This window comes from Piscinibacter gummiphilus (assembly GCF_032681285.1).
Lineage (GTDB): Bacteria > Pseudomonadota > Gammaproteobacteria > Burkholderiales > Burkholderiaceae_C > Rhizobacter > Rhizobacter gummiphilus_A.
This window is the reverse complement of the sequence record NZ_CP136336.1, coordinates 622,440-635,047: the sequence shown is the minus strand read 5'-3', so window position 1 is coordinate 635,047 and position 12,608 is coordinate 622,440. Positions and strand designations below refer to the sequence as shown.

General features: G+C 66.6%; 10 protein-coding genes. 8 read left to right on the top strand and 2 right to left on the bottom strand.

Features of this window, described 5'->3' with window-relative positions:
• Positions 1-7 precede the first annotated feature (7 nt).
• The 6 genes from RXV79_RS03065 to RXV79_RS03040 all read left to right on the top strand — a co-directional run bounded on the left by RXV79_RS03065 (position 8) and on the right by RXV79_RS03040 (position 6,781).
• The gene (locus RXV79_RS03065; RefSeq protein WP_316702004.1) at positions 8-1,048 is read left to right on the top strand and encodes a CobW family GTP-binding protein; all 1,041 of its coding nucleotides are present in this window, start codon (positions 8-10) and stop codon (positions 1,046-1,048) included.
• A 710-nt stretch (positions 1,049-1,758) separates the two neighbouring features.
• Positions 1,759-2,256 carry an RNA polymerase-binding protein DksA gene (dksA, locus tag RXV79_RS03060; protein ID WP_316702003.1) on the top strand — a complete coding sequence of 166 codons (498 nt, stop codon included), beginning with the start codon at positions 1,759-1,761 and terminating at the stop codon, positions 2,254-2,256.
• A 25-nt stretch (positions 2,257-2,281) separates the two neighbouring features.
• The gene (locus RXV79_RS03055; RefSeq protein ID WP_316702002.1) at positions 2,282-3,964 is read left to right on the top strand and encodes a hypothetical protein; all 1,683 of its coding nucleotides are present in this window, start codon (positions 2,282-2,284) and stop codon (positions 3,962-3,964) included.
• Between the two features lie 64 nt (positions 3,965-4,028).
• A complete protein-coding gene (hslV, locus tag RXV79_RS03050; protein WP_316702001.1) occupies positions 4,029-4,574 on the top strand; it encodes an ATP-dependent protease subunit HslV in 546 nt (181 codons plus the stop codon).
• Entirely contained in the window at positions 4,571-5,905 is a 1,335-nt protein-coding gene (gene hslU, locus RXV79_RS03045) for an ATP-dependent protease ATPase subunit HslU (protein ID WP_316702000.1), read from the top strand. Before hslV ends, hslU begins: the two co-directional genes overlap by 4 nt.
• 60 nt (positions 5,906-5,965) lie before the next feature.
• On the top strand, positions 5,966-6,781 hold the full coding sequence (locus tag RXV79_RS03040) for a potassium channel family protein (RefSeq protein WP_316701999.1): 816 nt from the start codon (positions 5,966-5,968) through the stop codon (positions 6,779-6,781).
• On the opposite strand, the gene RXV79_RS03035 is transcribed toward RXV79_RS03040, so the two are convergent.
• Together RXV79_RS03035 and RXV79_RS03030 are read right to left on the bottom strand one after the other, a co-directional pair.
• Positions 6,708-7,475: a type III pantothenate kinase gene (locus RXV79_RS03035; RefSeq protein ID WP_316701998.1), complete on the bottom strand. Its 768-nt coding sequence runs from the start codon at positions 7,473-7,475 to the stop codon at positions 6,708-6,710. The two genes, RXV79_RS03040 and RXV79_RS03035, sit on opposite strands and share 74 nt — an antisense overlap.
• Positions 7,475-8,191 (bottom strand): hypothetical protein, encoded by a 717-nt coding sequence (locus RXV79_RS03030; RefSeq protein WP_316701997.1) that lies wholly within the window; start codon positions 8,189-8,191, stop codon positions 7,475-7,477. Before RXV79_RS03030 ends, RXV79_RS03035 begins: the two co-directional genes overlap by 1 nt.
• Before the next feature lie 192 nt (positions 8,192-8,383).
• Between RXV79_RS03030 and RXV79_RS03025 the strand changes: the two genes are divergently transcribed.
• Positions 8,384-9,220, top strand: coding sequence for a PPK2 family polyphosphate kinase (locus RXV79_RS03025; RefSeq protein WP_316701996.1), 837 nt, complete (start codon positions 8,384-8,386; stop codon positions 9,218-9,220).
• Between the two features lie 27 nt (positions 9,221-9,247).
• On the top strand, positions 9,248-12,541 hold the full coding sequence (gene icmF, locus RXV79_RS03020; protein WP_316701995.1) for a fused isobutyryl-CoA mutase/GTPase IcmF: 3,294 nt from the start codon (positions 9,248-9,250) through the stop codon (positions 12,539-12,541).
• The last annotated feature ends 67 nt before the right edge of the window (positions 12,542-12,608 follow it).

The following is a 12,608-nucleotide window of genomic DNA, read 5'->3' as shown; positions in this document are numbered from 1 at the left end:
TTTCATCATGAGTCTCATCCCCGCCACCATCCTCACCGGCTTCCTTGGCTCCGGAAAGACCACCCTGCTCAAGCGGGTGCTCACCGAAGCGCACGGCCAGAAGATCGCCGTGGTGGAAAACGAGTTCGGTGACGAGAACATCGACAACGAGATCCTGGTGCAGGACAGCAACGAGCAGATCATCCAGCTCAACAACGGCTGCGTCTGCTGCACCATCCGCGAAGACCTGCGCACCACGCTCTCCGACCTGGCCGCCAAGCGCCGCAAGGGCGAGCTGAGCTTCGACCGCGTGGTGATCGAGACCACGGGGCTGGCCGACCCGGGCCCCGTCGCCCAGACCTTCTTCATGGACGACGAGATCGCCGAGAGCTACCTGCTCGACTCCATCCTCACGCTCGTCGATGCCAAGCACGGCAACGACCAGCTCGATGCGCGCCAGGAAGCCCGCCGCCAGATCGGCTTTGCCGACCAGATCTTCATCAGCAAGACCGACCTGGTCGACGCGGCGGCGGTGGATGACCTCACCCACCGCATCAAGCACATGAACCCGCGCGCCCCGCAGCGCAAGGTGCATTTTGGCGAGGTGCCGATCGCCGAAGTGTTCGACCTGCGTGGCTTCAACCTCAACGCCAAGCTCGACATCGACCCCGACTTCCTCAAGGCCGGCGAGCACGACCACCACCATCATCACCACGACCATGACCACGAGCATGGCGAACACTGCGACCACCCGCACCACCATGCGCACGACGATGACGTGAAGTCCTTCGTGTTCCGCTCCGACAAGCCCTTCAACCCGGCCAAGCTGGAAGACTTCCTCGGCGCCATCGTGCAGGTCTACGGCCCCAAGATGCTGCGCTACAAGGGTGTTCTCTATATGAAGGGGTCGGACAAGAAGGTCATCTTCCAGGGCGTGCACCAGCTGATGGGCAGCGACCTCGGCCCCGCCTGGGCCAAGGGCGAGAAGAAACAGAGCAAGCTGGTCTTCATCGGGGTCGACCTCCCGCGCGAGATCCTCGAGCAGGGCCTGGAGCAGTGCCTCGCCTGATGCCGTCAGGCTGGCGACAGCAGGGGGTGGCCGACTCGCAAGATTCGAATAGATGGGGCCTCGAAGATGCACTTTGACCGGCAAACAACGTGGCTACAATCCGCGGCGCCCAAAACGGGGCTACTGGCCAACCCAGGGCCCTGCAGAGCGGGTATAACCGCCGTTGCGAGGAGACTTCAGTGACCAAGACCCCGGTGAAGCGTCCCACTCCCACCAAGCCAGCGGCCAAAAAGCCAGCGCCGGCCGCCAAGAAGCCGGCCTCGAAAGCCGCGGCACCCGCGAGCAAGACCTCCGCCAAACCGGCCGCTCCCTCCAAGGCCAGCAAGACATCCAAGGCCCCGGCCAAGGCTCCCGCCAAGACTCTCAAACCCGCCACCAAGACCCCTCCGGCCCCTGCAGCAAAGCCCGTCGCCAAGTCCGTCGCAAAACAAGCTGCGACCCCAGCGCCGAAGCCGGCCCCCGCGAAGACCGTCGCGCCCGCCAAGCCGGCGGCCAAGGCCTCTGCAGCACCGGAAACCGTCAAACCCCTCACCGTGACCAAGACAGCCGTACCTGCCCCTCCCGCCGAACCGCCCAAGCCCGCCAGAACAGCGCAGCCCAAGATGTCGGCCGCTGCACGGGCTTCCGCCGCAGCTTCCACCCCGGCCCCGGTGCCGCCCGCCACGTCTCGCTTCGCAGATCGGTTCGCGCCCCCGCGCCCACCGGCCCGCATGGTCGACCCGATCCTGGCCGATGCCGTCAAGGCACCTCAGAAGTCCGACCCCAAGCTGGCCAACGCCTGGAAGTCGAAGTCGGGCCGCGAGCTGACCGAGGCCGAAGTGCTGGCCATGCCCGACACGGAATACATGAACGAGAAGCAGCTGGAGTTCTTCCGCGTGAAGCTGCAGACGCTCAAGGACGACCTGCTCAGCAACGCCGGTGAAACCACCGAGCACCTGCGCGAAGACACGACCATCGTGCCCGACCCGGCCGACCGTGCCACCATCGAAGAAGAGCACGCCCTCGAACTGCGCACCCGCGACCGCGAGCGCAAGCTCCTGAAGAAGATTTCACAGTCGCTGGCGCGTATCGACGCCGGCGACTACGGGTTCTGCGACGAAACCGGCGAGCCGATCGGCCTGGGCCGCCTCATCGCCCGCCCGACCGCTACACTGTCCCTCGAAGCCCAGCAACGGCGCGAGCTGAAACAGAAGATGTTCGGCGACTGACCTCGCCGCGCGACAGTCTTTTCTCATGGCGGATTCGAAAGACAGCAACAGCTTCTTCCGTAAGGTAGTCAAGTTCGTGGCCAACCCGGCCACTGACTGGGCGCAACTCGGCACGCCTGCGGAAGACGCTCGCGAAAGCGAATACGCCAAGTCCGAACTCAAGGCGATGATCGAGCGCAAGCGGCGCAACGACTTCGTCCGCAAGCGCGAGTTCGACATGCTGCGCAAGGTGCGCCGCGAAGGCTTGACTGGCGAGCAGCTCGCCGCGCTCGGCGGCTCCTCGCGCCTCGACGACTCCGAAGCCCGCATGCCCGAGTCGGGCGCCAAGCAGGACAGCGGCGTCAAGGCCAAGATCGACGAGATCGAGCAGCAGATGGTGGGCGACGGGCTCGCATCGCCCTCGCCTCGCCGCACGCCCCAGTTCTACGAAGCACCCACCCAGCCGGCTGCGATGGGCTATGCCCGCACACAGCCCGATGAAGGCAGCACGCCGCGCACTGCCGAGCCGCGCCCCGCCCCCGCTCGCCCGGCCGCCGCGCCGGTGGCGGCTGCCGCCCCGATGCAGCCCACGATGGCGCCGCTCGACCTCGATGCGGGCACCGGCAGCCAGTTCGCCGAGCTGAGCGAGGTGGCCCACGACCCCGAGCTCGACGAAGCCGTCATCGCATTTGCGAATGCCGACTTCGAGTTGTGCGAGCAGTCCCTCGCCAGCCTCACGGGCCAGGGTGGTCCGCGCGCCCAGCACGCCGAAACCTGGCTCGCCCTTTTCGACCTCTACCGCGCGATCGGCCAGCAGCACAAGTTCGAAAGCCTCGCGATCGACTACGCGCAGGCCTTCGGCTGGTCGGCTCCGCAGTGGTTCTCGATGCCCAAGATGGTGGCCGAAGCCGCGAGCGAAGAGCGCCAGCCGCGCACCCGCGTCGACGGCCAGGTCGGCTGGGTCTGCCCCGCCGCGCTCGATGCCGAGGCTGTGGCCAAGCTGCGCTCGCAGACGCTGCAGATGCCGCTGCCCTGGGTGTTCGACTGGAGCGGCCTGAAGAGCATCGACGTGGAAGGCGCGGCGCGCCTGTCCGAACTCTTCCGCACCTGGATGCCGCAGCAGCTCGACATGCGCTGGCTCAGCGGCGAGCGCCTGCTCGAAGTGATCCAGGACGCAGCGCCCACCGGCGTGCGCGATGCCGACCCCGTGTACTGGCAGCTGCGCCTCGATGTGCTGCGCATCGCCAACCGCCCCGACCAGTTCGACGAAGCTGCCATCGACTACTGCGTGACCTATGAGGTGTCGCCCCCGTCATGGGAGCCGGCCACCTGCCAGGCGCGCATCAGCGGGGCGTCGGTGAGCACGCAGTCGCCGCCGATGTCGGTGGTGAGCGATGTGTCGACCACCTTCCAGGAATCGCAGATCATCGACGAGCCTGGCGTGGTGGAAGTGGCCCGCGTCGAGTTGTCGGGCCAACTGGTGGGCGACATCAGCGCCACGCTCACGAAGATGAACAACGAGCTCGGCACGGCCAGCATCGTCACCGTCTCGTGCGCCAAGCTGATCCGCGTCGACTTCATCGCGGCCGGCGACCTGCTGAACTGGGTGCTGGCACGCCGCAGCGAGAACCGTTCGGTCCAGTTCGCCGATTCGCACCGTCTGGTCGCCCTGTTCTTCGGCGCGATGGGCATCAACGAGCACGCGAAGGTGAAAGTCCGCGTCGTCTGATCGCGCGACTTTTTCTGCGACCCTCTGCTTGAACCCTCGGGCATTGCCCGAATCTGACTTCCCCATGGACCAATATCACGGCACGACCATCCTGAGCGTGCGCCGGGGCAATGTGGTTGCCCTTGGCGGCGACGGCCAGGTGACCCTCGGCAACGTGGTCGTCAAGTCGACGGCCCGCAAGGTGCGCAAGCTCTACCGCGACCAGGTGCTCGCGGGCTTTGCCGGCGCCACCGCCGACGCCTTCACCCTCTTCGAACGCTTCGAGGCCAAGCTCGAAAAGCACCAGGGCCACCTGGTGCGCGCCGCCATCGAGCTGACCAAGGACTGGCGCACCGACCGCGTGTTGCGCCGCCTCGAAGCCATGCTCGCCGTGGCCGACAAGGAAGCTTCGCTCATCATCACGGGCAATGGCGACGTGCTCGAGCCGGAGCGCGGCATCGTCGCGATCGGCTCGGGCGGATCGTATGCGCAGGCCTCGGCGATTGCATTGCTGGAGCACACCACGCTGGCGCCGAAGGACATCGTGAAGCGCTCGCTCGAAATCGCTGGCGACCTCTGCATCTACACGAATCAGAACCACATCATCGAAACGCTTGGGGACACGGCATGAGCTTCAACATGACGCCCCAGGAGATCGTCTCCGAACTCGACCGCCACATCGTCGGCCAGGCCGCTGCCAAGCGCTCCGTCGCCATCGCGCTGCGCAACCGCTGGCGGCGCCAGCAGGTCGATGAAGCTCTCCGCGGCGAGATCACGCCGAAGAACATCCTGATGATCGGCCCGACCGGCGTCGGCAAGACCGAGATCGCGCGCCGCCTGGCCAAGCTCGCCGATGCGCCGTTCATCAAGGTCGAAGCCACCAAGTTCACCGAGGTGGGCTATGTCGGCAAGGACGTCGACACCATCATCCGCGACCTCATCGAGATGGCCGTCAAGCAGGAGCGCGAGCACGCGATGCGCCGCCAGCGCGCACGCGCCGAAGACGCCGCCGAGGACCGCGTGCTCGACGTGCTGGTGCCACCACCGCGCAGCGACTTTGGCCTTTCGCCTTCGCAGCCCACCGACAACACCGCCCGGCAGGTGATGCGCAAGCGCCTGCGCGAAGGCGCGCTCGACGACAAGGAAATCGAGATCGAGGTCGCCGACCCCAAGCCCACGCTCGAGATCATGGGCCCGCCGGGCATGGACGAGATGGCCGAGCAGCTCAAGGGCATGTTCGCCAACCTCGGCGCGGCCAAGCGCAAGCAACGCAAGGTGAAGATCGTCGAAGCACTCAAGCTGCTCGCCGAAGAAGAAGCCGCCAAGCTCGTCAACGAAGACGAGATCAAGACCCGCGCGCTCTCCAACACCGAACAGAATGGCATCGTCTTCCTCGACGAAATCGACAAGGTCGCGTCACGCCAGGAAACCGGCGGTGCCGACGTGTCGCGCCAGGGCGTGCAGCGCGACCTGCTGCCGCTGGTCGAAGGCACGACGGTCAACACCAAGTACGGCATGGTGAAGACGGATCACATCCTCTTCATCGCCTCGGGTGCCTTTCACCTGAGCAAGCCGAGCGACCTGATCCCCGAGTTGCAAGGCCGCTTCCCGATCCGCGTGGAGCTGGGCTCGCTGAGCGTCGACGACTTCGAGGCGATCCTCACGCAGACGCATGCGAGCCTGGTCAAGCAGTACCAGGCCTTGCTCGCAACCGAGGGCGTGACGCTGGAACTCAAGCCCGATGGCATCCGCCGCCTCGCACAGATCGCCTACGACGTGAACGAGCGCACCGAGAACATTGGCGCGCGGCGCCTGTCGACGGTGATGGAGCGCCTGCTCGACGACGTGAGCTTCGACGCTCCCAAACTGTCGGGGCAGGCGGTGTCGATCGGTGCGGCTGAGGTGGACGCGAAGCTCGGCGACCTGGCAAAGAACGAAGACCTCTCGCGCTACATCCTCTGAGGCGCCGCGACGCTTGACGCCGGTCAAGCGCGCCTGGTCGTCGCCCGATAGGCTCGGGCGATGGACCGCCCTCTTGCCCGCCCGTCGCCGCTGAGCGCATGGCGCCGGCTCGAAGTCGCCGCCCTGGCCGCCACGGTGCCCGCGTTCTACATGGCACTGCTGTCGGTGCACGGCGCGCTCGTGGCCGCGCTCTACCTCGGCGCGGCCCTGTGTTGTGCGGTGGTCCTGTGGCGCGAGCGCCCCGCCCGCACGCAGGCCATGGCCACACGTACCGTCAAGGCGCATCGCACGCTCGGCGTCGCGCTGGTGGTGGGTCTGGTGCTGTCCGGTGCGCTCCCGCAGGGCGACGGTGTCGCCGTGCTCGGCGTGCGCCTCTTCACCGCCGCCCTGATCGTGGGGCGCTGGGGAGAGTCGATGCGCCTGTGGTTCTGGCGCGGGAGCCTGCCCTATCTGCTGGTGCTGGCGATCGCCGTGCTGGGGTTGTGCGGGCTGGGCTTCTGGTGGCTGGATCCGCACGTGCGCAGCTTCGGCGATGGCCTCTGGCTTGCGTTCACTACGGCCGCCACCGTCGGCTACGGCGACATGGTGCCGAGCACGCCCGCGGCGAAGATCTTCGCGGTGTTCGTCGTGCTGATGGGGTTCGGCGTGCTCTCGCTCGTCACCGCATCGATCGCCGCCATGTGGGTGCACACCGAAGAGCGGCGCATCGAACACGAGATCCTGCACGACCTGCACCGGCAGGTGCGCTCGCTGCACGAGGAGATCGCCGCGCTGCGGCGCGATCTGCTGGCGGGGCCCGGCGTCAAAGGGCCAGTCGGTGCGACTGAAGGGCCAGGAGACCGTCGAACACCAGGCGCTCCACCACCTCGATCTTGAGGTCGGTGACGGGTGACAGCTTGGGCGACGCACCGCCCGACATCAGCAGCACCGGCTCCTGCCCGGTCTTCGCGCGCAGCTTGCGGTACATGCGCTCCACCGCGCCCGCCATCGCATTGACACCGCCGCTCATCAGCGCATCGCTGGTGTTGGTGGGGAAGTCCACGACTTCGCCGGTGGGCACGCGCAGGCCGGCAGTGCCCATCTCCAGCGCGTTCTGCATCACACCGAAACCGGGCAGGATCAGGCCACCGAGGAAGTGGCCGGACTCGTCGACCGCGTCGACCGTGACCGCCGTGCCCACCATCACCACCAGCACCGGCCGCGGCGCGCCACGCGAGCACACGTAGTGCCACGCGCCGATCATCGCGACCCAGCGGTCGGGGCCCAGGCGGGCCGGGTGTTCGTAGCCATTGGTCACGCCGGCGGCGTGGGCGGACGACACGACCCAGCGTGGGTCGATGTCCCAGATCTCCAGTTGCTCCTCGACGCGGCGGCGGATGCTCTCGCCGGCCACCACGCAGCCCAGCATGCTGGTGGGCGCGGGGAGTTTTTTCCAGTCGTGGTCGGCGAGGTGGTCGATGGTCTCGAGAAAGACCGCGCCATGCGCCATCAAGGCGGCACCCGGCTGTGGCGAGGCGTACAAGCCCCATTTGAGGCGGGTGTTGCCGACGTCGATGGCGAGAAAGGTCATCAGGAAGACGGAATGGACAAAGGCGGTTGGGTGGCCAGGAGTTCGCGCACGCGGGCCATGGTCTGCGAGGCCCATAGGCCCTTGAACGGCTTGAAGATACGGCCCTCGACTTCTTCGAGCAAGGCCTCCAGATCTTCGCGCGTGCGGGCACGCCGCAAGCGGAGCATGGTCAATGAGCCCGCCACCGGGGCTTCGGCCTTCACGGCGCGCAGCAGGATGTCGCGCGCTTCTTCCAGCGCTTCGTCCTGTACGCCGCCCGACTGGCGCTCGGCTTCGATCGCGTCCATCGCCGCGCCCGACACCCCCGACAGCTCATTGAGCGAGGAGTCGAGATGCGACTCGGGTTGCAGGCTGGCCGCGGCGGGCAGGAAGCTGCTGATCACCGAGTCGGCCACCGGCGCCGCGTCGGACGCCATGTGCTGCGCCGTCGCCGCGGCAACGGGGTCGGCCACGTCGACTTCCACATCGACCGCCTCCAGCGGCATCGGCGCCGAATCGAGCGGCGCCGGGCGCGAGATCATGCCGAGGTCGACCAGCTCGTCGTAGCAGGTGTCGGGCGAGCCCGCGGCCTGGGCCAGCTGCCGTACTTCATCTTCCGGCCGGCGCCCGTCGACCAGCAGCAGCACCGTGCGGTGGCGCTGGCTCAGCTTGCGCTGGCGGCTCTGCAATTCCTGGACGGCTTCAGACGTCTTGACGGGGACAAATGGCGTGGGCACGGCAACACTCCTCGGACTGCTTTTCTCTGCGGGCGCCCTCCAGCACCCGTTGTGGCCGGGATTTTGACGCCAAACCCTTCTTTCGAGAGCGCCCGAAAACCCGCCCGGACCCTGGAGACCGCCCCGCGGACAGGGGTGTCAGCCCCGACGGGGATACACTGCCAATTGACGTATACGTCAATTGGAGGCGACGTGCCCGGACCCACCCCGAACCTCAAGCCCTACCAGCACGCGAAGGCAGGCGCCAAACCCGCACGCTTTGATCTGGACAAGGTTTCGCCGCAAGCCAAGCCTTACTCCAGCGGGGACAAAGCCGCCGACAAGGCCGCCGTCGAGACCCTCGCGCGCGAGCTCGACGAGTTGCAAAACCTCTTCTATGCCGACCGCCGCTTCAAGCTGCTGGTGGTGTTGCAAGGCACCGACACCAGCGGCAAGGACGGCACGCTGCGCGGCGTCTTCGGCCAGATGAGCGCGCTGGGTGTGCACACGGTCGCGTGGAAAGCGCCCACCGAGCCCGAGCGCGCACGCGACTACCTCTGGCGCATCCACCAGCAGGTGCCGGCCAACGGGGAAGTCACTGTCTTCAACCGCAGCCACTACGAAGACGTGCTCGTGCCGGGCGTGAACAAGTGGATCACCCCCGCGCAGGTGAAAGAGCGCTACGCCCACATCAACGACTTCGAACGCATGCTCACCGAGACCGGCACGGTCGTCGTGAAGTTCATGCTGCACATCTCGAAAGACGAACAGCGCAAGCGCCTGCAGGAGCGGCTCGACGACCCGACCAAGCGCTGGAAGTTCTCCGCCGGCGACCTCGAGGTGCGCAAGCAGTGGAAGCAGTACCAGCGGGCGTATGCCGACGCGATCTCGGCCACGGGCACACCCTGGGCGCCGTGGACCGTGGTGCCGGCCGATTCGAAAACGCACCGCAACCTGATGATCGCCAGCGTGATGAAGCAGGTGTTCGAGTCGTTGAAGCTGCGGTATCCGCCCGACGACGCGAGCCTCAAGAACCTCAAGGTGGTCTGAACCCACCCCGCCCAGGAGACACACGACATGACCGACCTCTCCGCCGAGCACAAGGCCCTGGCGAACTACCGGCCGACGAACAAGGTGCGCTTCGTCACCGCCGCGAGCCTCTTCGACGGCCACGATGCGGCCATCAACATCATGCGGCGCATCCTGCAGAGCATAGGGGCGGAAGTCATCCACCTCGGGCACAACCGCTCGGTCGACGAGGTGGTGACGGCGGCCTTGCAGGAAGACGTGCAGGGCATCGCCATCAGCTCCTACCAGGGCGGTCATGTCGAGTACTTCAAGTACATGGTCGACCTGCTGCGCGAGCGTGGGGGTGCGCACATCCAGGTCTTCGGTGGCGGTGGCGGCGTCATCGTGCCGAGCGAGATCGCCGAGCTGCAGGGTTATGGCGTCGCGCGCATCTACAGCCCCGAAGACGGCCAGCGCATGGGGCTGCAAGGAATGATCGGTGAGATGGTGATGCGCTGTGATCAGGCGTTGTCGTCGCACGCTCCGACCTCGCTCGCGGCCGTGCAGGGCCACGGCGAAGCGCACTGGCGTGCGCTCGCGCAGCTCATCACGGCGCTGGAGAACGGCGCGGCCGAGGCATCGCTGAAGACCGCCTTGCACGACGCAGCCCAGAAGACGCGCATCCCCGTGCTCGGCATCACCGGCACTGGCGGTGCCGGCAAGTCGAGCCTCACCGATGAGCTGATCCGCCGCCTGCGTCTCGACCAGGGCGACGCGCTGCGTGTGGCGTTGATCTCGATCGATCCGTCTCGCCGCAAGAGCGGCGGCGCGCTGCTCGGCGACCGCATCCGCATGAATGCCATCGGCCCCTGGCAGCACGGTGCGCGTGTCTTCATGCGCTCGCTCGCCACGCGCGACTTCGGCAGCGAGATCAGCCAGGCCCTGCCCGACGTGCTGGCGGCCTGCAAGGTGGCCGGCTTCGACCTCGTGATCGTCGAGACCTCGGGCATCGGCCAGGGCGACGCGGCCATCGTGCCGCTGGTCGACTTGCCGATGTACGTGATGACGCCCGAGTTCGGCGCCGCCAGCCAGCTCGAGAAGATCGACATGCTCGACTTCGCCGAGTTCGTGGCCATCAACAAGTTCGACCGCAAGGGCGCGGCCGATGCGCTGCGCGACGTGGCCAAGCAGGTGATGCGCAACCGCGAGGCGTTTGGCCAATCACCCGACGAGATGCCGGTGTTCGGCACCATGGCCAGCCGCTTCAACGACGACGGCGTGACGGCGCTGTATCAGGCGCTGCTGCCGCGCTTGGCCGAGTTGGGCCTGAAGACCACCAAGAGCACGCTGCCCAAGGTCAGCACCCGCCACAGCACGCACCAGGTGCCCATCGTGCCCGGCGCGCGTGTGCGCTACCTCGCCGAGATCAGCGACAGCGTGCGCCACTACAAGGCAGAAGCGCTCAAGCAATCGCGCCTCGCCCGCCAGATCCAGCAGCTGCGCGAATCGGGGCGCATGCTCAGCGAAGACAACCCCGACAAGAGCAACGCGGTGCGTGCGGTGAACACACTGGCGGATGAGCGCGAGGCGAAGCTCGACCCCCATGCGAAGAAACTGCTCGCCCAATGGCCCGAGCTGCAGAAGGCCTACGCGGGCGACGAGTACGTGGTGAAGATCCGCGACAAGGAGATCCGCACCGCGCTCACCACCACCACGCTCAGCGGCACCAAGGTGCGCAAGGTGGTGCTGCCGAAGTACGAAGACCACGGCGAGGCGCTCAAGTGGCTGCTGCTCGACAACGTGCCGGGCAGCTTCCCCTACACCGCCGGCACCTTCGCCTTCAAACGCGAGAACGAAGACCCGACGCGCATGTTCGCCGGCGAAGGCGATGCCTTCCGCACCAACCGGCGCTTCAAGCTGCTCTCCGAAGGCATGCCGGCCAAGCGCCTGTCGACCGCGTTCGACAGCGTCACGCTCTACGGCCACGACCCGGCATTGCGGCCCGACATCTACGGCAAGGTCGGCAACAGCGGTGTGAGCATCGCGACGCTCGACGACATGAAGGTGCTGTACTCCGGCTTCGACCTCTGCAGCCCGAGCACGTCTGTCTCGATGACGATCAACGGCCCCGCGCCCACGATCCTCGCGATGTTCATGAACACCGCCATCGACCAGCAGCTCGACAAGTTCAAAGCCGACAACGGCCGCGAGCCGAGCGACGACGAGACGCAGAAGATCGTCGCCTGGGTGAAGCAGAACGTGCGCGGCACGGTACAGGCGGACATCCTCAAGGAAGACCAGGGCCAGAACACCTGCATCTTCTCGACCGAGTTCAGCCTGAAGGTGATGGGCGACGTGGCCGAGTACTTCGTGCACCACGGCGTGCGCAATTTCTACTCGGTGAGCATCAGCGGCTATCACATCGCCGAAGCGGGCGCGAACCCGATCTCCCAGCTGGCCTTCACGCTCAGCAACGGCTTCACCTTCGTGGAGGCGTATCTCGCGCGCGGCATGCACATCGACGACTTCGCGCCGAACCTCAGCTTCTTCTTCAGCAACGGCATGGACCCGGAGTACACCGTGCTCGGCCGTGTCGCGCGCCGCATCTGGGCGGTGGCGATGCGCGACAAGTACGGCGCCAACGAGCGCAGCCAGAAGCTCAAGTACCACGTGCAGACCAGCGGCCGCAGCCTGCATGCGCAGGAGATCCAGTTCAACGACATCCGCACCACGCTGCAGGCGCTGATCGCGATCTACGACAACTGCAACTCCCTGCACACCAACGCCTTCGACGAGGCCATCACCACGCCCACCGAAGACAGCGTGCGGCGTGCGATGGCCATCCAGCTCATCATCAACCGCGAGTGGGGCCTCGCGAAGAACGAGAACCCCAACCAGGGCGCCTTCGTGATCGAGGAGCTGACCGATCTCGTCGAAGAAGCGGTGCTGAAGGAATTCGAGCGCATCGCCGAGCGCGGCGGCGTGCTGGGCGCGATGGAGACCGGCTACCAGCGCGGCCAAATCCAGGAAGAGAGCATGCGCTACGAGATGCTCAAGCACACCGGCGAGTACCCCATCATCGGCGTCAACACCTTCCGCAACCCGCATGGCGACCCAGTGCCGCAGCACATCGAGCTCGCACGTTCGACGGACGACGAGAAGCAGTCGCAACTCAAGCGCCTGGCCGACTTCCACTCACAACACGCGAGCGAAGCGCCCGCGATGCTCAAACGCTTGCAGCAGGCGGTGATCGACAACCGCAACGTGTTCGAAGTGCTGATGGAGGCGGTGCGCGCGTGTTCGCTCGGCCAGATCACGAGCGCGCTCTTCGAAGTCGGCGGCCAGTACCGGCGCAGCATGTGAGTCGCGTCAAACCGCACATCCGCGCGCGGTTTCCCTAGTCGACGCTATTGCTCCATCTCGTTACCCT

Excerpts from the sequence above, each read along its gene's own strand:
- RXV79_RS03065 (WP_316702004.1), top strand. The coding sequence starts at position 8 with ATGAGTCTCATCCCCGCCACCATCCTCACCGGCTTCCTTGGCTCCGGA.
- icmF (WP_316701995.1), top strand. The coding sequence starts at position 9,248 with ATGACCGACCTCTCCGCCGAGCACAAGGCCCTGGCGAACTACCGGCCG.
- RXV79_RS03055 (WP_316702002.1), top strand. The coding sequence starts at position 2,282 with ATGGCGGATTCGAAAGACAGCAACAGCTTCTTCCGTAAGGTAGTCAAG.
- RXV79_RS03040 (WP_316701999.1), top strand. The coding sequence starts at position 5,966 with ATGGACCGCCCTCTTGCCCGCCCGTCGCCGCTGAGCGCATGGCGCCGG.
- RXV79_RS03035 (WP_316701998.1), bottom strand. The coding sequence starts at position 7,475 with ATGACCTTTCTCGCCATCGACGTCGGCAACACCCGCCTCAAATGGGGC.
- hslU (WP_316702000.1), top strand. The coding sequence starts at position 4,571 with ATGAGCTTCAACATGACGCCCCAGGAGATCGTCTCCGAACTCGACCGC.
- dksA (WP_316702003.1), top strand. The coding sequence starts at position 1,759 with ATGGTCGACCCGATCCTGGCCGATGCCGTCAAGGCACCTCAGAAGTCC.
- hslV (WP_316702001.1), top strand. The coding sequence starts at position 4,029 with ATGGACCAATATCACGGCACGACCATCCTGAGCGTGCGCCGGGGCAAT.